The organism is Vibrio hyugaensis (genome assembly GCF_002906655.1).
GTDB lineage: Bacteria > Pseudomonadota > Gammaproteobacteria > Enterobacterales > Vibrionaceae > Vibrio > Vibrio hyugaensis.
The window spans coordinates 1,715,827-1,737,763 of record NZ_CP025795.1; the positions used below are offsets into that span (position 1 = coordinate 1,715,827).

Genomic DNA, 21,937 nt, shown 5'->3' on the forward strand with positions numbered 1-21,937 from the left:
GCTATTACCTATTTTTAGTAAATTTATCGGAATCAGATATTGATAACGCGTAGTTTTGCAATTCAAGAATAACTTGTTTGTTCTTGTTAACGGACACTACGGGTTTAGAAAATAATTTGGCAAAATAATGTTCATTACCGTTAAAGGATACTTGTATTACCTCCATATCCGACATCAGTTTCTTATATCTATTGACAATACTGCTATCATTGAAAGCACCTAGGTAATAAATATGATCTTTTTCACTGCCTAAACCATTAACCACAATTTGCAAACCTAATTCATCTTCATCTATTTGTGGAAAGCAGTTGCTTTTACCGTATGAATTGTCAAGGTACCCCTCACGAAGCGCACAAATCTGTTCATTCGCAGTTAGTAGAAATTTTTCGCCTCTCTCAACTGAAATGTTGTAAACACCATCACCGACTTTAGCGATGGATGCGCATCCCTTACATTCGATGTTATTGATTGGGCGATTATTAAAATCTTCAAAGTAAGTCAAAACAGAGACCACTTCTTCAAACTCGGTAACGATCTCTTTGATTGTTCCCGGGTAGCTGAACATTTCACTATTTTCTACTTGCTTGTGTTTGTAACCACTGAGCTCGGTATCTAAATTAAAAGCATATTCGTTGTACTCATCTAACTCGATCAAGGTGTATTGACCTTGAATGGTCTCTCGCATATTTCCTTGACCATTTCTTCGGATCTTAACAAGCCCTAAATCATTTTTGTCTTGTGTATTCGTCTTTGCGTTTTTAATCACTAGATATGACTGAGCTCGATCCTTAGATGCATAGATGTCATCAGAAGTAACTATCGTCGTTGATTCAATATTTGCACTAAAGTTCTGATAATCTTCTGTCGTCCCGTTTGCATATAGGTTCGCGTTAAACTTATCGTTATAAATATTTGCATTAACCCCATAAACAGATTGTGAGTCGTTGCCATCTACATATTGAGATAGATCAGCGCTTCCAGACAGTAATACGCTGCCAGCCTCTACTTGAGGGGCATAGTACTGCAGGGTATTACTAAATCTTGTTTTGCTTCTAGTCGAATAATCAACACCGGATACGTATGAAAAGCTGTCATTAAGATCGAAGTTAACACTGATCGAAAATATGTGTTCGTTCAACGTAGAATTATTAAAGTCTTTTTGATAGCTATAACCTAAATCAACATAAACGTTATTAAAGATATTTTTACTGTAATTCGTTGATAAGTTTAAATTGCTCACTTCTAAGTTAGAATCTTGATACGTTTCCATGTATCGATTTGCATAAAAGCTTAATGTACCTTCATAAATGCGAGAAGAATAAGATGCCGTCGCTTGAACATAGTCATTATTACCGTATCGGATGCTTCCCAACTGCTTTGAATCTGTGGGAGTTTTATTTGCATCTAACATCTCATAGTCAAAATTCACATCTGCAATTTGAAAGTTAGTATTGAATAAGTATCCACCTTGAAATTTATTGATATATCCACCCAGGCTAAAGTTCGAATCAGTGTAGTTTGCGCCTATGCCGGCTGACACTTCTTGACTCGCAAGTTGAGTATTCCCACCGATTAGCAAGCGGTCATTTAGCAACGAGTAAGTTCCCGCTAAATCGAGATAAGTTTCCTCATAACGACGTTGGCCAATAGTATTGCCTGACTTCATTACTGATGCGGCATAATCGTAACCCCTTAACGAGGTTTCTGAATTATTGTTGTGGATAATTTTTTGGGACTCTTCTTCTGGATAGCCGACCGGTTTCAATACCACTGAAACCTCATAGTTTCCTCGAGGAAGATGACGATAGCTGATACTGTGCTGTCCTTTTGCAACCGAGTTTGTGTAGATGATTAGGTCGCCTCTCAAGACCTCAATCGTCCCTCGCGCTTTCATATCAAAAAACAGTTTTTTCGTGTTACCTACGTCTTTAACTAATAAATTATCATTGGAAAAATAACTCACGCCATACGTGTCTTCTTCACGATTGAAATTGAAAATAGACGTTGAGTTTTCCACTGTATTTCCGCGATGAGTTTCATACGCTTTTACTGAATTGCCATCAAAATCATAGGTGTACGCCAACTCATCAAAATCAAACTGAGCAGATCCACTGTCAACAACATATAAGGATGCCTCGAGGTCGATATGTGAGCGACCAAAGCCAAGTGTCGAGTCGTTGGTTAACGTCGCATTAGTTGAACCTTGATAATGAGTAGTGAAAAGGCGGTTAGTAGAAATCAGAGCACGACGATCCTCACTCAACTGAGTATAACCTAAATTAGTAGCCCCTTCCGAAAGGTAGTTGGCGGGAACTTCAATTACGGCTTGCTTCTGAGAATGGTCATAGACAAAGAAAATGTTTTCGTCGCTTTGCTGATCTGTAACCACAGCTTGAATAACATCGTCAATATGCTCGCTAGAGATCCCTGATCTTATCAACGCTTGTTTTAACTTCTCAGGTTCCTCGATGTTTTTTACACCATCAAAGTTAGAAAGAACTAAAATTGACGCACTGGTATCATTAGGAAGAGTAAATAAGATCTGATTTGATTGGTATTCATAAAAATGCTCAAAACCCGGCGGAATAAACTTTGAGTTTGCATACGCAGGGAGGAAAAAAATAGAGATAAGAAATAGAACCGTCAACTTAACAAAGCTAATATCGATCTTTTTCATTTCTATATTTTTTTTAGAGCCTGTACAGAAAAACAACAAATCAAATACCTCCAAACCTTAACACGATGGGACCTCATAGTGTTAAGTACAATGGTCATTAATTAAAAGTCTAATCCTATTGAGAGAGTTACTTTTCCACTACAACGCTCATCCTCTACATCAACTTGAACATCATTATCAAAATCGATTTTAAATTCCTTTTCTACCCATAACGTGTCTCTATTAGTAAAGAAATCATTCAACGTAATTTCTTTACCTACGCTTAATACTTCGCCATCTAGTGTGTGTTCAGCAAAATCAGCCTTAGTTGAGTTTCCTTTGTTATCAAAGCATTCACTTACTAAGACATTAGTGGATATTTTATAACCAGCAGAAAAGCTGCTTGGTACATCCGTGGTTACAATCAACTTGGTTTCAATACTTTTAAGCTCACCCGTAGCTCGATCTACTTCAACTTGTAACCTTGGTTGTTTAAATTTGAATTCTTTTATTCTGTATGAGAAAAACTTTTCATTTTGGATCTCTGCCGATAACGGCAACACTTTAGTCACTGAATTAGAAGACAGAGCGATAGAAGGATAAAGCAGAAATAAGATGATAATTTTCTTCATAGACTTAATTTGCGCGGCCTAAGTTATAGACCGCGCTTTCCGCATTATTTATCAGCGAATGCTACGTCTGCACGTAGGATAGTCGTGGCTGTAATCACGTCACCAGCAACTACATTCGAAATACCTTTGCCTGGTGCACTAGCAAGTTTCCATCTTGTTTGCCAAGAGCTATCAGCTGTTTCAACAAGAGCCGTATTTGGTGCTACAACCTTGTCATCCTTAAAGATACTCACATCAACTGTCGAAAGGTCAGTTCCTTTCTCAGAAGAAAACGACGGTGAATCAACACGATAGGTGATGCTTGATGGAACAACGCCTGAACTCGCTGCCGTTTCAGTACCAACTACTACAGGTTCACCCGCAACTCCTGTTTCAGAGTCCCAGTAACGTACTTCCACTGTTACAGCGTCTGAGGTAAAAGAACCATCAGCGTCAATTGTAAGACCCGCATTCGTTAGAGCTTTACCATTTTCACCTGTAATCGTGATCCACTCACCAGTTACAACTGTTGGAACTTTTGCTTCCCAAGTTAGTGTTGCACTCGTATCGTCGATATCACCACTTGCTGGGTTAGCAGATGCGCCGAAAGCAAATAGTCCAGTTAGAACTGCTGCAGATAACATTGTTTTTTTCATAGTATTACTCTTTCTTTCCTGTTTTAGATGTCAAAGGTGGCAATGTCGAAATTTATCTTCATCGTTCATCCCTCACCTCACAATGCATATACTACATTTTTCATCTAACTCAGAATTAGCATCATATTTTACAATTAGATTCCCATGCCAATAACTCAAAAAAAAGTATGAAACAAAAAAATTAAGTAAAAAATAAGTTAAGAATAATAATAAGTTAAGAGTAGAGTTAAATTAAAACGACGCTTGCGTAAGAAAAATCCTACGCGACATTTTTGTATTTATTACAGAATAAATTCTAACGAACATCACCTATAACATTAGAACTTGGAAAGGCTTATTGCGTAAATCGATGGAACTAAGTCAAGATCCTTAATCCTTATTAGCTAAAATCACGATGTGTCGTAGCCTCATGCTGAAACTCTGTTACACAACGACCAAAATAAAAATGTACAATAAAGCTGGTTTAGGGCTAAAAATAAAAAAGGCTTTACACCAATAATGTAAAGCCTTAAATAAAATCGCGCTAACTCCTAATGATGGAGAAAGTTTACATCCACTTCTCTAAAGTCTTCTTCATTTATTAATCTCAAAGTATTAACTTCAGCAACACGGTTGGCTATATAAATATATGCAACACCATTTTTATTGGTTTTCGTGGCATAAACGATCTTGGCATCACCCGATACAGATAAAGCCACATCTTGATTTTTTATCGGCTCTCCCTTTTCATTAACTAAAACGACACTTATTTTGTTAGTGTCCTGGCCGTCAGAACGCGCGTAATTTTTAACCAGCTCAACACTTTTTATGATGGCTTTAGATGTATTGTCTGGTTGAGATATCGTTTTGGTAAAACTCTCATTAAGCTGACCTTCAGTCTCGTTCTCGGAACTCAAAAAGCTCATACTACGAAACGAAACAGCTGAGAATGTTGCGCTAAAACTATATATACGAGCTTCAAAACCAGCAGAGAATGTATACGTTCTAGTACCCGGTATTTTCGACCTAAAATTTAACATCACTTCCCCATTAGAATCACTAACACCGGAATAATACCCGAGATCAGTTTGCAGGTTTCCAACCGTTTGGCCCGATACAGGCCGACCTGATATTTTGTCCTTAACAACAACGCGTAATCGATTGTGGCTGAATCCATCTGCGGGTCTACCATTAAATACAAGGGAATATGAGTCTATGTACGGGACTTCGGGATTAGTAAAACTAACGACCGAATATAACTCAATTTCTTTGTAATTAGCGGTAATATTTACACTCCCAACTGTTGTATTCCTTATGCTGACCCTGGCATTACCACCCGCGTCAGTTTCAACCTTAGAGCTATTCAATATAGCAGTGGAACTGTCTGAGGAAAAATCAACCTCAATGCCTTCAACAGGGTTTGAGTTTGCATCAATAACATATGCGGTAACTTGGTTTGTGGACTGACCGTTAGCTGGTGCATTATTTTGGGATATCGAAATTTGTGACAATCGAGCTGTATTAACATCCGCTATGAAGCTTATCCGTTGAGATACTGTAAAGTTTTCAGCCACATTAATTGACACATCTACATCTTCTGCTTTTTTGCTTGTTAACTCAAACCTAACTTTACCATCGCTATTTGTAATTAATGACTCCTCTACAAGGCTTGCATCTCCTGTTGCTGAGGCATTTATGGTTATTCCCTTCGCTACTTTTCCGTTTATCAAGAAAGTAGCCTCAACAATCGCTTTATCTGTATCGTTTGCAACTGCAGTCCCATCGATTGCGGTAGCCGATAACGAACCATTACTCACGCAAGTAACGTAATAGCCTTGCCCGTCATCAGTCAATGTGCTCCCACTAGAAAGGCTTACAACTTTATAAGTTGAACTATCCAAAGAAATATAGCCGCGTGACAATGGCCAGTTTTTTGTATTTGCTGTGTCATTGGTCCGAACTGCTTTTAATTCTGTCGATGTAGGAAGACGACCAAAACTACCGCAATACAAATTAGCGTTTTCTGGTCTAAAAGTCGCTACAGCAGGATTTGCCGAATGTGCAGAGTCAAAATAGGTGCCGTCATTGCGAATACCACCACTATCTGCGTCACTCTTAGTGAGAGGAGCAGTATAGATTTGATTGTTGTAATAGTGATCATCCCATAAATTTGTTTCGGCTGGATTAATCGCGACAATCTTCATCAATGCCACATCAAAACCGCCACGATGATCAGTCACAATAGCGTTCACATAATACTGACCAGCATGATCAACTTTGAAGGTGAATGTTTTGTTCGCGGTGTCCGAGTCATCCGTCAAAGCGACCGCAGAATCAAATGCAACCACCTGGATTAACTGGAAGTTGTCGTCTTGTTTATCGATAACGTAAGGTGATATATCGATTGTGTTTTCCTTACCCACTTCAACCGTATCCATGATTTCGATATTGTCCGGAATATCGATCCCCACTGCACTTCGCTCTGAAACCGTCACTACGGCAGAGCCAACCAGTACGTTTCCACTGCTGTTTTCCAGCGTGTACAAAATCCGCTCATTGCCTTTGAACGTTGCTGCGGGTATATATGAAATCTTGTTATTGGTTTTATCTAGAGTGACAGTCGATGTGCTGCCTGTTGGCATTAAGATGACATCGTCAGTTAAAGTAAAACCAGATAGAGAAGTGCTATCGCCAACCTTGATGAGTTCATTCTCGATATTGATTTCCAACGTTTCATCTTGATAACCAGCAACACCAAACGGGACTAATTCTGCCTGTTGCGCGTTATTCGCCACAACAACTCGACTGACACCGCTGCGCTTACCTATCATTTGATAACCGCTGGAATACCCATCAAGACCTACGGTATATTGATAGTCACACACCATTGCATGGTCAGAGATGATTTTGAAACTTTCATCATCACTGTCGACAAGTTGGCAGCTTGGATCTGATGAAAGGACTTCTATCTCATTCAGCGCGATACGTTCCCCCCCAGAACGGGCCACTTTATCAATGACATTAACTAAAACTTCTTCTGTGTCATTACTTTGTACAACGCTGTAAAAGTCTTCTGCATAGACTGAAACGTATTGGTCTACTTGATTTTCTGGCCATAGGTCACTTGAATTTCCCGAATCAGACTCGCCGCCACACGCAATTAAGATTGGAAGCAAACCTAGAGGTAGAAATGTACGACTCCATTTCTTTAATGTATTCACTTTTAATATCGGCATAGTACTCACTTAAGTAACGGCCTTTCGTTGTGCGGGCACGGTTCAAGTATTGGGTATCAGCACTTATATACATGAGAAATTTGAAGCTGAGCGAAAACGCTTTCTCATATACAAATTGAACTCAACTTTGAGTGAGTCAAATACTACCGACTTAACCGGCAACACACGCCAAGGCTTTGGATGCATATCCAACAATTATCATTTTTTATGCAATCCATGGTTTAGCACTAAAAGGGCATTGCCAATATACTTGCTAACTAATCGAGTAACTAATTGATATTAAATAAAAAGCCATTACCTTGCGGTAATGGCTTTGTTTTCTCCGTATTTGTCTTTACCGTTTATTGCGGGTCAAGACCAAGCTTTTGTAGCACTAGCTTAAAGTTCTCGCGACGCTCTTTTACGTTGTGAACATCGCCAGTTGAACAAGTCAAATCAGGGCAACCACGGTTAACGATACCTGAAACGTCATCGATAAATTGAGAGCCTTTTAGACCACTATCTACATACTGTTTAAGTTCGTTATGGTAATTCCAATCGGCATACTGCCCGCCTTCATCGTTGTATGCTTGAACTGACGTTACCCAGTAGAATAGGCCTGCGATCCACTTGATCTCTTTGTTCTCTTCCGAGCTACAAATTAGACCTGGGTTAGAACAGAAGTCTAGCTCAGCGTAAAGTGGGTTCGCCGGTGGCGCTTCTACCATTACGCCGTCAATCGTTTTACCAATAGTTGATGGGTCAACGTGCGAGCGACCTAGGTAGTGGTTAAGCGTACCGAAGTTTTGACGACCTGTAGTTTGGATTACGCCACGACCCCACCAACCACAGCCTTCAACACTTTCTTGGCTGCTGCCGTCCCAAATAAATTTACCCGCTTTCTGACCAACGTAAGTCTTACACTCGTCGCGCTCCCACACTTGCTTAGACGTATCTACGCTTTCTGGAACATCGTTACAGTGACCGTTGTTTGTCCAACGACCTGCCGCACCATTTACCAATAGACCGCGCTCTTCAAGTACTGCATCAGGTGCTGCAAAGACTGGAGCTGGTGCGCCATACCATTTAGCATGGGTCAGTGCACTGACTTCCATTTTGTCATCACGAGGACAAGAGTACGCATGATCCAAACCAGAAACTGGGTTTACACCGTAATCTGCGTATTTCTGGCCTAGTTGACCACAGCTCGCTGTCATTGGGTAATCCGCAGGCGCGCCGTATTTCACTTCAGACCAGTTGTTTTCATCACACGCGTTGTAGCGAATAGTCTCTTGCATACTTTGAGCAAGGAACGCAGCAATCGCGACTTTCGCGTATTTGATGTTGGTTGCGTCATCAACTTCATCGTTCATCAACCAGAACTTGTTACCCGCTACACCAATGTTGTGCATTGCGTTCAAGCCATCTAGGAAGTCGTTCCACTTGTAAACCGTTGACGGAACCCACTGAGATTGCGGCGTTTCGTATAGGAAAGCTTCGTTATCCATGACGCTTTCAGCGTTTGCCAGCTCTTGGTTTAGCGCTTCAATACGAGTCAATGAACCTTGCTCTAGCTCTTCACCCACGTAGTACAGTGGCACTTTCGCGGTTTGGTACAACTCAATCTTGCTGGTTAGTGCTTGAGAGTCTTGATCAAACATCAATGCGAACACGTTGCTGTACGCCGCTTTACGGATTTGCTGCTCGCTCTGCGTGTTGCCCATGAAGTAGTTTGCGGTTTGCTCCGTCGGCATGTTCGCGAGCATTGCAGGCGCTTCAACATAATCTGTTACTTGTTTTACGTACTCAAGCGCATGATGCCATTGTTCACTAGTAAGCGCAGCGGTTGCGTTCGACTTAGTAAACGCAACAAAGTCGGCTTTGTTAACAGCACCAGCTTTGTAGAGTTCGAAACTATCAAGCAAATCCGCAGTGAAAGCAGACGCTTCATCCCATACAGATTGACGACCAGAGTGCGTATCGTATGCAAATTCACCAATGCTTAGTGACCAACCAAATGTCGCTTGAGGCGCAAGAGCTGTGAAGATCAGGTTGTAAGCATGTGCCCAGCCTTTCACATCGTCACTCAGTGCATTGATCGCATCAATGTCTATACGGCTACCCGTGATATCAATGGCATTCGTCAGTGCTTGTTTAACCGCAACCGTGCCAAAAGGTGCGCCTTTGTCTTGCGTAGCAAGATCCAGAACATCCGATTGAATCACGATAGATGCTGTACCCGCGTTCTCAGCTTGTTCGATAGCCGACATAAACGAACGTGTAAGCTGCTCTAGGTCTGTTAGCGCATCACTGCTGCTTGCTGCGATAGTTAATGTGCTTGACGCTTGAGTGGATGGGCTCGCCACTACGAATGTGTTTGGCCAACCTGCCACTTCTAGACGCACTGGGTCCATTGGGTTACGCAATGATAGCGCTGGCGCTGTACCCGGCTCAGTACCATCACAGTTTAGATGCAATGACCATGAGCTATCGCTACCAGGTACAGATTGCGTCCAGTAAACCGCTGAGTAAGCAATGTTTTTATGAACCATAATGTCACCGCCTGTCGCATGATCACCACGAGTCCAGTCTGGGTACACATTAAAGTCAGCACACAGTCCACCTGTTGGAGGAGGTGTCGGTGTTTCTACTTTTTCAACTGTGATGTTCACACGTGCTGTCGCCGTTAGATTCTCAGCATCTGTCGCGACCGCTTCTAGCGTTACTGCACCTACTTCTGACGCCGTCCAGTTACAAGAGAACTGGTTTGTGGTTGATGCATTGAAATCACAGATTTGCTTGTTGTTTGCTTTCACGATAACGCGAGATAAATCGTCATCAGCATCCGTTGCACGAACAGAAATCGACACCGCCTCGCCTTTTTCAAACTTAGAACCGTTCGAAGGCGAAGAGAAGCTCACTTCTGGCTTAACAAAGCTTGGAGCAGCTTCAATAGCAACAGCGATACTGCGTTGCTCAACCATTTGGTTGTTCTGATCGAGAACCACCACTTTAAGTGTCGCATTGCCCACTTCATTTGGTGTCCAAGATTGAGAGTACGTCGTTTGACCTGCTGCGATGTTACGTTGACCTAACTTACGGTCATTTGCCCAGAACTCCAATTTAGAGATCAGTTCACCATCAACGCGTGCTTTAATCGTCGTTGTCTGACCCACCATCAATGTTTGACCTTGTGTAGGCGCGACGAACGTCAGCTCATGCACTTCTGGTGTCACAGGTGGTTCAACTGGCTTCTCTTTTACTGAAATGCTGACCGCTTGTTGCTGGGTTAGACCTGAGGTGTCTTCCACTACGGCTTTGATCGTGTGAGCGCCTGCGCCAACAGAAGTCCAGCTTGCTTGGAATGGGGCTTGTGTTACACGAGCCACTTGTTTGTTGTCGACAAAGAAAGTCACGGCTTTAACGTTGGTATTAGTCGCCGTTACGTTTGCTAGCATGGCAACCGCTTGACCTTCTTCAAACTCAGCACCATTCACTGGCGATGCCAATTGAAGAGAAATTTCTGGTTCGCCTACTTCACCTTCATCGTCAGCAATCAGACGAATGGTATTTTGAAGAAGAGTCAGATCCAACACGCCGCTCACACCGAGCGTTAGCTCAATACGTTCACCTGCAGGCAGTTGTGACTTCACCCAACTACCACTGTCGAATGAGAGAGCCAGTGTGTTTTTGAATAAGCTGCCTTGTGCATTACTAGTGAACTTCATGCCCGGATAGCTAATGCCCGTTGCAGACCAAGACGGTGTCGACATAGACAGGTTTGAATCAAACACAACCTTCGCATCACGTAACTCAACTGACTTTGGACCATCATTGGTTAGCGTGACTTTATAGGTGTTCCACCACTGGCTTTCTGAACCAACGATAGCAGCGTCTGTGATCACTCCCGCGTGCGCAGCAGGTAACCCCATACCGATCGCCAGTGCTAAAACACTTGGCATGATCGCTAGCGTATTCTTTCTCATAATTAAGGACTTATACAAACAACAATAAAATGGAAAGGGATTATAGATGCGAACTTTTTTCGCGCCGCAGCGGACAGGTGTAACTAAATGTAACTTAACTTACAGATGTAAAAGTGCCAAAAATAAAGCGTCTTCTCGCGTCAATTTGACGACATTTCGCACGTAATCGGTAAGCAAACAAAAAACTGGGACTCTAGTTCAAATTTCTTAAAATGTGCGCCAGATTAAACAAATCTATTTTACCATCACGACAAGCAAGCGAATTTGAACCAAAGGTATTCTTGTGCCCTTTAAAATCAGCAAGTTACAGAATAAAAACATTTGAAACATTTACTTACACGTTAAACAAAACCATCAAGCTAAGCTCACTAACTCTATTAATGTAAATGGGCTGAATCAACCAAATGATGATCTTCACACTTTGCCAAATCGGCAGAGTAAAATCAGGTTGATGAATGATCAGATAGATAAAGTGATAAGTATAACTTTGCAACAAAACGTCAATATCCGAATTGAAGCACGGTTTCAACCTGAATATTCGATGATAATGAGATGCATTGGATCGGTTTGAATCCAAGTCAGCCCAAAAATAAAATATGGAGAGTGTTATATGTCTTTACGTTTACTAGCAGCAACCTTTGCACTGGTTGGAATGAGTTTTGGCGCGCAAGCAAGCGCAGAGTGTGAAGTGTCCATCGATGCTAACGATATGATGCAGTTTTCAACCAAGACTTTGAGCGTTCCAGCAACGTGTAAAGAAGTGAAACTGACGCTGAACCATACAGGTAAGATGCCAGCACAATCTATGGGTCACAATATTGTCATCGCTGATACAGCGAACCTACAATCAGTAGGTACAGAAGGGATGTCAGCAGGTCTTGAAAACAACTACGTGAAACCTAACGACGACCGCGTTTACGCATTCACTAAAGTGATTGGCGGCGGAGAAAGCACATCGATCACGTTCAGCACTGAGAAGATGACTCCAGGAGGCGACTACTCGTTCTTCTGTTCATTCCCAGGCCACTGGGCAATCATGCAGGGCAAGTTTGAATTCAAATAAACTCACTCAATAGCAAAAAGGGAAGCTGCGGGGCTTCCCTTTTTTATTTAGAAAGAATAGTGGTCGTAGTCATCTTGCTCTTCGGCAGTAGAAAAACTTAACGCCAACACGTCTTCAAACGGCATCGGTTTATAGAAGTAGAAACCTTGAATCAAGTGGATATCTTGCTCCGCCATAAACTCCAATTCCCCTTCGGTTTCTATTCCTTCGGCTACGGTTTCCGCTGCGGTAATTTTTACCAGTTTGGCCGTCAATCTAAACAATTCGCGACCATTTTTATTGTTGAGGTTTAAAACCAGAGAACGGTCAATTTTTACCTTATCAAAGTCGTACTTGGACAAATAGCCAATTGAGGAGTAGCCAGACCCAAAGTCATCCAAGGCAATCTTTACGCCGGCCTCACGAAGAGAGGTTAATACTCGATGGGTCCTGAGCTCATCTTGAATCAACATATCTTCGGTGATTTCCAATTCCACTTGCGAGTAAGATAAAGCACTTTGGTTAATCATACTCAGCACTTTTTCAGTGAAGCTTGGGACGAGACACGTCTCTGGCGACAAATTGATTGAAACCTTAAAGTTAGGCTTGTCCGCTAAAGGCGCAACCTCTTTTAAAGCGGTTTCAACTACCCACAAATCCAACTCACTCATCAACCCTACTTTCGCAAAGTCATCTAAGAAAGTCGGCGGCGTAATCTCACCAGATTCAGAACGATGTCGAATCAACACTTCAAGAGAATGAATCTCGCCAGTCCGCGTATTAACCTGAGGCTGGTAATACAAGACGAACGCACCATTATTTTTCAGATCAATAATACGTTTTTGCGCTGCAAATTTGCTCGTAATCTCTGGGAAAAAAGCCCCTGCCGATTTGCCATTTTCGACTCCTTCATAGTTGAAGAAATCATCAGAAAGTGACTTAGCAAACAAAGCATTGGTGTTGCCAATATTGTCCATCTGCTTGAAGAATGGAGAATAGATCATCACACCTACCAAGATGATGATCAGCTGCAACACCGCGCCAGTCCACGTATAACCCGTTCCAATGTAACCACTCATCAAAGGAGGAGTCATCCAACTCATGATTTCAGTCATCGGAGCGACCAAGCCAACCGCAGTAGCCACGTAAGCAATAACGAGCCCCACGATAGGTACGATCAGGAACGGTACAATTAACAGAGGGTTAAACATAATGGGCAGACCAAAGATAATCGGCTCATTAATGTTGAACAGACTTAAAATTAAGGCCGCAGTTGCCAACGCTCTGTAGCTGCGGTTCTTAGTTAGAAACAACATACAGAGTACTAAAGAAATGGTGTTACCTGCCCCGCCCATACCCGCATAAAAATCGAAGAAGTTGGTGGTCAGTATGGGTAATGGCGTTCCTAATAACTCATGGTTTTCTATCGCTAGACGTGACGCTTCGTACAACTCAGCTTTATATGGTGCAAAGATAATGTGGCCATTAATCCCAATTGACCAAAATAGATTGCGCGCCAACTCGTAGATAATGCCATCTAGTAGAGAATATGGATCAAGGTTCGGCAGCAAGAAGTCTGCGATATCAGCCGCACAAAAAACGCGTCCCAACAAATAGCCAATCAAAGTATAACCGACAACCAACAATATCGTTGCCATGATCAAGTTGTAAGACTGATCGACGATATTTGGTAGCTCAGATCGCATAAACCATCTGCGGTTTTGCATTGCACGCACAGACCATCCCACCAAAATAGGAATGATGATCGCCAATGGGTAGTTGCTCGGTACGACTGTACCTTCTTGCAGTAGTCCCCACTCATTGCACACAATAAAATAAATCATCAGTGATGGCGTAATCACATTAACGCGTGAGACTTTTAACAATGAAGAAAGAAACTGCGAGAAGTACACCAACAACAAAATCGGGAACAACTTCCAGATGATAGAACTCGCAGCCCCAACAGTTGAGCCAACTTGCTCATAACCCGCCATCATGAAAAGGTTGCTCAGTAACGTACTGAAAGCGGAAATCAACGATACTGGCAGTAACATAACCAGCACGTTACACAAGCCGTTTATATACGAGTTGGAAGAAATTACAGTAAAAAGCCGATTGATGTATCGATTGTTCATTTGGCTAATTTTATCCATTAGTAAACGACTGAAGAGTCGCTCAGGAAGTTCGCCGCAATTAAGGTCCGTTTAATTTGTTTCGCAATGAGGGAGAGTTTCGACAGACAGTCGATGACGGTATCATTCGAGTAACAAAGCGTTGATCGTTCAACGTTGCGAATAGTCACTCAACAAAGGTAGCCACAAGCTAACTTGTTGTTATCAACTAAACCAAAAGATCATGGACTAGGACGACCAACCCTCTTTTGGTTTAGATAAAACCCGTTGTTTCTTAGGTCAACGTGGTTTGTTACTTTGCCTGCTAATTAAGCAAGGAGGCGCACATTAGCGCCAACAAGCCTCTCTTTCCACTCAACTTTTTAATTGTGACGATAAAAGCCAGAGAGATTATTGTTCACGTAAAATATCCGAGAGAGGAAGCGGTCGGGTAAAGAAGTAACCTTGTACTTTATCTACCCCACACGCCTTAACAAAATCATATTCTTGTTGTGTTTCCACGCCTTCAGCTACTACTTCACAATGGGTAATATGACCCAGTTTCGCCACCACTTCATATAAGTCTTTGCCTTTTTGATCATTGGCATCCAACAGTAAAGAACGGTCCAGTTTAATCTTATCAAACGGGTACTTTAGTAAATGTGGGAACGACGCATAGCCAGTACCAAAGTCATCCATTGCAATTCGAATGCCTCTAGCTTGTAATGCTTCCATGGTTTTAATCAGGAACACTTTATTACTCAAAATCGCCTCTTCGGTGATTTCTATCTCCAACCATTCTGGCGAAATCCCATAGTGAGTAAGACGTGCAAGTAAATGCGGAACAAATTCTTCTTCCTCAATGGTCGCGACTGCAATGTTGATCGCAATTCGACGGTCCTTTGATAACGTCATTTGTTGCATGTCTGCCAACACTTTCTCGATCACCAACTTATCCAGCAAAGGCATTGAGTTGAGCAATTGGAAATCACTTACGAAAGTAGGTGGGTGCAGCTTACCTTCTTTGTCGACATACCTAAGCAACGCCTCATAAGAAAACGTGTTGACATTGCTCGTCGATTGGAGCTTTTGATAAAACATCACTAACTCCCCTTCCCTTAAAATAGAGGTAAGCCGCTTTTGCGCTGTCGACTTGCTGATACTTGAGTTATTCGAATCGCGAACATTATTGAGTAAGGTTTTGAACAACGAGCTCTCGATACCTGTGTAAGCCGTATTCGCTCGAAATTGCGCCGAATACTTGCCCGCGTAAGCCAAATAAAACGGACGATAGATAAATATGCCAAGTACGATGATGAACAGTTGCAATAACGAGCCTTCAATTTGGTTACCCATCGCAACGTAACCACTGAACAAAGGCGGGGTCATCCAGTTAACGATGTTTTCCACCGGAGGAACAAACCCAGACGCAATGGATCCGTAAGTGATGATAAAGCTCAGCAACGGCACCAACACAAAAGGCACAATCAACAATGGGTTAAAAATGATTGGCAAACCAAACAGCAGAACTTCATTGATATTGAAGATCACCAACGGAGTCGCCGCCAACGCTAGCATCTGGTGGTTACGTTCTCGGGCAAACATCAATACGCACAGCAATAAACTGATGCTGTTACCTGAGCCACCCATCGACATAAACGCGTCGTAAAAACCTTGGCTTATCACATTAAGGGAAGCTTCGCCCGCTTGCCACGCTAAAACATTCGCTTCTGTTGCGGCGTAGATTTGTTGTTTAATCGCAAACAGAAGATTATGGCCATTGATACCGATTGAACCCAGAAGTCCCAACACAGTTTGGTAAATAATCCCGCCTTCTAACGTGAGAGGGTCAACGCCTAAGCTACGAATCATCCCACCAAACAGGGCCATGATGATAGCGGTCAATTGAGACACCGCCAACGCAATCAATACGAATAAAAAGAAGTGCAATACGTGCTTGAGTAATCGTGACGAGAAATCCAACGCTTGTGGCTCTAATAAGCGTATCTTAAAAATATTGCAATAGACGTACGTCATCATCGCACTAAACAACGCCAAGAGCGGGTTGTTTGGCAACATGTAAGTCATAGACAAACTGCCGTTTTCTATCGAGATCAAGTAGAACATGATCAACGAATAAATGATGAAGACGGCACTCGACACATTTGTTTTATGTGAAAGGTAATAACCCGCCACCACACAAAATGCGCTTGGGTACAAATTGATGAGGATATCTGACAGATGAAATAACATCTGAGACAACTCTACCCATCCAGATAGACGGAATGCATGTCCGAAAAAAACGGCAAGTGCATTCGATAAAGTCAGGGGTAACAACAAGAGTGCTATGGAGGCCAAATCCGTTAAGTAGGATTTAGAGCCAGCACGCCATTGCCCTGTCAGCATCGATAGACGTTGGAACGGTGAAAAAGTGAGGTTCAAGCCAGTTTGCATGGAGCATCTTATAGTAAAAAGGAGATTCAACTGTCATCCAAACAGTCGTGAGTGCAACCGCAGCCAAAGGCAGAGACCATCTAAGTAGTCTTAATAAGCGTTTTTATATGTTTTGAAGTAATCAACAAGCGAAAGATACGTTGCGGGCGTAATTTAGCGATTATATGCCCTTCGATCCATTAAGATTATTTGTCGTTTCGATAAGCAACACCAAGCGGCGCATATAAAAAAGGGGGAACCTAAGATCCCCTTAAATTCATCGTATTGTGTTTTGTTCACTATCAGTGGCAATCAAACATTTTCGATTTCACGTTAATTAAGAGAGAAAGTCACCGGTTTGATGTTTCCATAACTGCGAGTACACACCACCGAGTTCTAGCAGTTCTTGATGAGAACCTTGTTCGATAATCTGACCTTGATCCATTACAATCAATCGATCCATCGCAGCGATCGTGGATAGTCGGTGGGCAATCGCAATCACGGTTTTCCCTTCCATCAACACTTCTAAATTCTCTTGAATGGCCGATTCTACTTCAGAATCCAGCGCTGAGGTTGCTTCGTCCATGATAAGGATTGGTGCATTCTTCAATAGCACGCGGGCAATTGCCACACGTTGACGCTGACCACCAGAAAGCTTAACGCCTCGCTCTCCTACTTCTACATCGTAGCCAACATTTCCTTGCTCATCTTTCAATTCACTAATGAACTCATGAGCATGGGCTTTTTGTGCCGCTTCAATGACCGCTCCTATCGATGCATCTGGATCGCCATACAAGATGTTTTCTTTAATAGAACGATGCAACAACGACGTATCCTGAGTAATCATACCGATGTGTTGGCGAAGAGATTCTTGCTCAACTTGTGAGATGTCTTGACCATCAATGCGAATGGTGCCGCAATTCACATCGAAGAAACGCAGCAACAAATTCACTAAAGTTGATTTACCTGCGCCCGAACGACCAACAATACCAACTTTTTCACCCGGCTTGATGTTTAAATCCATCTGCTCAAATACGGCTTTTTCGTCATTGTAATTGAAACCCACTTTCTCAAAGCGGATTTCGCCACGTTGGATTTGCAATGGCTTCGCGTTCGGTACGTCTTTCACTTCAACATCGTTTGAAATGGTATTTATGCCATCGACAACCGTACCAATGTTTTCAAACAACGCACTGACTTCCCACATGATCCATTTCGACATCCCTTGTACACGCAAAGCGATACTGATACCGACTGCAATGCCACCAATCGTGACCGCCGCATCCAACCAAAGAAATACTGACAACACACTGATGGAAATCAACAACAGATAATTAAGTGCATCAACACTCAATAGTAAGCACGTCACCATACGCATTTGGCGATACACAGTAGCCAAGAATTGCTTCATGCTGCTTTCCGCATACTCCAGTTCACGTTGAGAGTGGGCAAACAATTTAACGGTAGATATATTAGTGTAGGAATCGACAATACGGCCAGTCATCACAGAACGCGCATCAGCTTGATCGGTTGCTACTTTCTTCATTTTAGGAATAAAGTAAAGTTGGATAACGACATAAATGGACAACCAAGTAACAATAGGTAACATCAACAACACATCGGACTCACCCATCATCCAAATCATGGAGAGGAAGTACACCGAAATATAGACTAGTACATCCACCAGCTTCATCACAGTTTCGCGCACAGCAAGTGCACTCTGCATAACCTTAGTCGCGACACGTCCAGCAAAATCTCGTTGGAAAAATCCTACAGCTTGCTTGAGTAAGTAACGATGGATTAGCCAACGAATCGACATCGGATAGTTACCTAGTAATGTCTGGTGCATGATCATTGAGTGAATCAAACCAAGTAACGGCATGACCACCACAACCAGAAACAGCATCATCAACATGCGATCGCCTTGATCTTGCCAGAAGGTAGCGCGCTCCTGATTCGATAAAATATCAACTAATTCACCCATATAGCGTAATAAGGTGACTTCTGTAATAGCAATTAATGCGCTCAATACGGCCATCACTGCTAATGGAACTTCGAACCCTTTAGTATAAAAACGGCAGAAACCAAACAAGGTTTTTGGCGGTTTTTCGGTCTCAATTTTTGGAAAAGGTTGGGTTAGTTTTTCAAACCAATTAAACATAACAAGCACTTCGATTCTGTCGAATAAATTCCCGCACGTTGTACTATCTTTTGACAAAAAAGTCAGTAAAATAACGAAAATAAAATCCATAATGATAATTATTACTATTAAGATTAGAACCAAATATAACTGTCGGAAATAGATACATGACAAAAACAAATTTGCTTGCTGCTGCGATTCGAAAAAGCCTCGTCTACGCCGTAGCTCCAACCGCCGCAGTGGTTGCCTTATCTGCTCATGCTGAAGAAGACGCAACCGTGATGGAAACGCTCACGGTTACCGCTCAAGCCTTAAAAGTAGATACACCAACGAAAGAAACACCACGTTCAGTTTCTATCATCTCTGAAGATGAGCTTCGCGCCCGCGCGCCCAAAAAACTGGATGAAGCGCTACGTTACACATCAGGGGTGACTGCTCAACCATACGGAGCAGACAACGATACTGACTGGTTCAAGGTTCGTGGTTTTGATGCTGCAACTTACCTAGATGGGAACCGCCTATTTCGTGATGGTTACTACACCTGGTTAGTGGAACCATATGGCCTTGAAAGTGTTGAAGTAGTAAAAGGGCCAGCGGCGGTCCTTTATGGTGAATCTGCACCAGGTGGTGTTGTGAACGCAGTGCAAAAGAAACCGACCTTTTCTCCTCAAGGGGAAGTCAAAGTTGAAGTGGGTAACAACAACCACCAAGCCGTTGGTTTTGATATCGCTGATGAAGCAAATGAAGAAGGCACCGTTCGTTACCGCCTAGTGGGTCTAATGAAGAGCGAAGATGGCGAGCTTGATGGCACGCACAACGAACGTTTCTACATCGCACCAAGCGTTGAGATCGACATCAATGACCGCACGATGCTAACGGTGTTGGCAACCTACCTTCATGACAATGGTGTTCCAACCAACCCATTCTTCCCTGCGGCTGGCACGCTAATCGGTTCTGACTTCGGTAAAATTGATCCATCAACAAACCTTGGCCAACCCGATTACGACAAGTACGAGCGTACTCAATTCTCTCTAGGTTACTTGCTTGAACACGACATCAATGACACGTGGACGTTCTCGCAAAACCTAAACTACGGCTCTAACGAACTGTACCTACGAAGCTCTTACGCATTCTCTAACAACGATCCATCAGTTGAAGAACTAGCTCAAGGTATCGTTTTCCGTGACGGTAAGAACCAAAGCATTACATTCGACAACAATGCTGTTGGTAACTGGATGACTGATAACGCTGAACATACTGTATTGGTTGGTATGGATCTGCAATACCACAAAACAGATGGTGATGAGCAAGACAACTTTGCGTTCGGTACGATCAACCCGTGGAATCCAGAATACGGCAACTTCACACCACTTGATCCTGCCAACAACATCAAGCGTGAAATCTCTAAGTCTCAAGCAAGTGTGTACTCACAATACCAACTAAAACTGCACGAGCAGTGGATTGGTAACGTTGGCGCTCGTTACGACTGGGTAAAAACAGAAAACACAGGCAAAGGCCCTTCTGTTGACCAAAGCGAATCTCGCGACGATGGTCAGCTTTCTCTAAGCGCTGGTGTCATGTACCTCGCGGATAATGGTCTGTCTCCATACGCAAACTACTCTCAATCGTTTGAAGTCATCAGCACGATTGATGCAGCCACCAACGAACTATACAAACCACTTGAGGGTGAGCAAGTTGAAGTGGGTGTGAAGTACGAGCCAAGCTTTATGGATGGCTACGTAAACGTTGCTTGGTTCGACATCACACAGAAGAATGCTCTGGTGACGAACCCATCTACTTGGATTGCAACACAAACTGGTGAAGTAACATCAACAGGTGTTGAAATCGAAGGTGCAGCGCAGCTGACTGATGATCTAAAACTGATGGCAAGCTACACATACACTAAAGCTGAAACAGACGAAACCTTTGGTCAGGGTAAACAGCAAGCAGCGCTTATTCCAGAGCACCAAGCCTCTGCATGGTTAGACTACAGCGCCTACGAGCTGATTCCTGGTCTAAATATTGGTACTGGCGTTCGCTACGTGGGTGAATCGAAAGACAACCCTAAGAGCTCAGACCTAACCGTTCCTTCTGTCACACTATGGGATGCATCGGTTACTTACGACATCACCTCACAATGGCAAGCTCAGTTGAACGTAAACAACATTCTTGATGAAGAATACGTATCAGGTTGTGACTACTGGTGCTACTACGGTCAGTCACGCACTGTAATGCTAAATGCAAACTACAGCTGGTAATTAAACAAACCCACTCCCCTCACTTGAGGGGAGTTTTCTCTTTGAAGATCCTTCCATGTTTCAACTATCTAACATTCAGGTTGTTCGCGGCAGACGTCAAATCCTCGGCATCGACAATCTTACTATCCCAACTAACAAGCTGACCGTCGTTTTAGGTCACAACGGTTCGGGTAAATCAACATTGGTAAACCTGCTTTCTGGTCAGATGGCACCAGACCATGGCAGTGTTGAGTTAAATAGCCACTCACTCTCGAGTTTTAAAACCAAAGCGCTCGCTAAACAGATCGCCTACCTTCCACAAAAACTGCCTTCATCTGCGGGTTTGACCGTGGAAGAGTTAGTTCGACTAGGGCGGTTTCCTTGGCGCGGAGCATTAGGTCGCTGGAACTCAGAAGATAAACAGATCATTGCTGATGCAATGGCGCGCACGGGCGTATCACCCTTTGCAAAAGCACTGGCGGATGATCTTTCTGGTGGTGAGCGTCAACGCGCTTGGGTATCGATGCTACTCGCTCAGCAATCTCCGATTCTTATTCTTGATGAACCGACCTCCGCTCTAGATGTGCACCACCAATTTCAATTAATGGCACTACTGTCTGAGTTAAACCGAACCGAGAACGTAGGCATCATCGTCATCTTGCACGATCTAAACCTCGCACTGCGCTATGCAACGCATATCGTGGCACTGAAGAAAGGCGAAATAGCCTTTGAAGGGAACGCTGAAATTCTTTTGGATGAAGCGCGTTTATCTGCACTCTACGAGTCACCAATCAAATTGATTGATCACCCTACGCCAGCAGAAACACTCGCGAGTCAAAAAGTCGCGGTGGTGTGCGCATGATGCGACAAA

At 42.9% G+C, this 21,937-nt stretch carries 11 protein-coding genes; 3 read left to right on the forward strand and 8 right to left on the reverse strand.

Annotated features, from left to right (window positions below; translation table 11 throughout):
- Nucleotides 1–4: 4 nt before the first annotated feature.
- From C1S74_RS24795 to C1S74_RS24815, 5 genes are all read right to left on the reverse strand, one after another.
- The gene (locus C1S74_RS24795) at nt 5–2,677 is read right to left on the reverse strand and encodes a TcfC E-set like domain-containing protein (RefSeq protein ID WP_045398608.1); all 2,673 of its coding nucleotides are present in this window, start codon (nt 2,675–2,677) and stop codon (nt 5–7) included.
- A 101-nt stretch (nt 2,678–2,778) separates the two neighbouring features.
- Nucleotides 2,779–3,288, reverse strand: a complete 510-nt coding sequence (locus tag C1S74_RS24800) for a hypothetical protein (RefSeq protein ID WP_045398610.1) — start codon at nt 3,286–3,288, stop codon at nt 2,779–2,781.
- A gap of 44 nt (nt 3,289–3,332) precedes the next feature.
- Nucleotides 3,333–3,923, reverse strand: a complete 591-nt coding sequence (locus C1S74_RS24805; RefSeq protein ID WP_045398611.1) for a hypothetical protein — start codon at nt 3,921–3,923, stop codon at nt 3,333–3,335.
- Nucleotides 3,924–4,453: 530 nt separating this feature from the next.
- A complete protein-coding gene (locus tag C1S74_RS24810) occupies nt 4,454–7,138 on the reverse strand; it encodes an Ig-like domain-containing protein (protein WP_045398613.1) in 2,685 nt (894 codons plus the stop codon).
- Nucleotides 7,139–7,479: 341 nt separating this feature from the next.
- Nucleotides 7,480–11,103, reverse strand: a complete 3,624-nt coding sequence (locus C1S74_RS24815) for an Ig-like domain-containing protein (protein ID WP_045398614.1) — start codon at nt 11,101–11,103, stop codon at nt 7,480–7,482.
- Between the two features lie 610 nt (nt 11,104–11,713).
- On the opposite strand from C1S74_RS24815, the gene azu reads away from it, so the two are divergent.
- Nucleotides 11,714–12,166: an azurin gene (gene azu, locus C1S74_RS24820; protein WP_045398616.1), complete on the forward strand. Its 453-nt coding sequence runs from the start codon at nt 11,714–11,716 to the stop codon at nt 12,164–12,166.
- A 47-nt stretch (nt 12,167–12,213) separates the two neighbouring features.
- Here azu and C1S74_RS24825 read toward each other — a convergent pair whose 3' ends face one another.
- From C1S74_RS24825 to C1S74_RS24835, 3 genes are all read right to left on the reverse strand, one after another.
- Nucleotides 12,214–14,280: an EAL domain-containing protein gene (locus C1S74_RS24825; protein WP_045398618.1), complete on the reverse strand. Its 2,067-nt coding sequence runs from the start codon at nt 14,278–14,280 to the stop codon at nt 12,214–12,216.
- Between the two features lie 387 nt (nt 14,281–14,667).
- The gene (locus C1S74_RS24830; protein WP_045398619.1) at nt 14,668–16,710 is read right to left on the reverse strand and encodes an EAL domain-containing protein; all 2,043 of its coding nucleotides are present in this window, start codon (nt 16,708–16,710) and stop codon (nt 14,668–14,670) included.
- A 316-nt stretch (nt 16,711–17,026) separates the two neighbouring features.
- A complete protein-coding gene (locus C1S74_RS24835; RefSeq protein WP_045398621.1) occupies nt 17,027–18,850 on the reverse strand; it encodes an ABC transporter ATP-binding protein in 1,824 nt (607 codons plus the stop codon).
- A 146-nt stretch (nt 18,851–18,996) separates the two neighbouring features.
- Here C1S74_RS24835 and C1S74_RS24840 point away from each other — a divergent pair, with 146 nt between their 5' ends.
- Together C1S74_RS24840 and C1S74_RS24845 are read left to right on the forward strand one after the other, a co-directional pair.
- Nucleotides 18,997–21,087, forward strand: coding sequence for a TonB-dependent siderophore receptor (locus C1S74_RS24840; protein ID WP_045398622.1), 2,091 nt, complete (start codon nt 18,997–18,999; stop codon nt 21,085–21,087).
- A 55-nt stretch (nt 21,088–21,142) separates the two neighbouring features.
- The gene (locus C1S74_RS24845; protein WP_045398623.1) at nt 21,143–21,928 is read left to right on the forward strand and encodes an ABC transporter ATP-binding protein; all 786 of its coding nucleotides are present in this window, start codon (nt 21,143–21,145) and stop codon (nt 21,926–21,928) included.
- Nucleotides 21,929–21,937 lie beyond the last annotated feature (9 nt).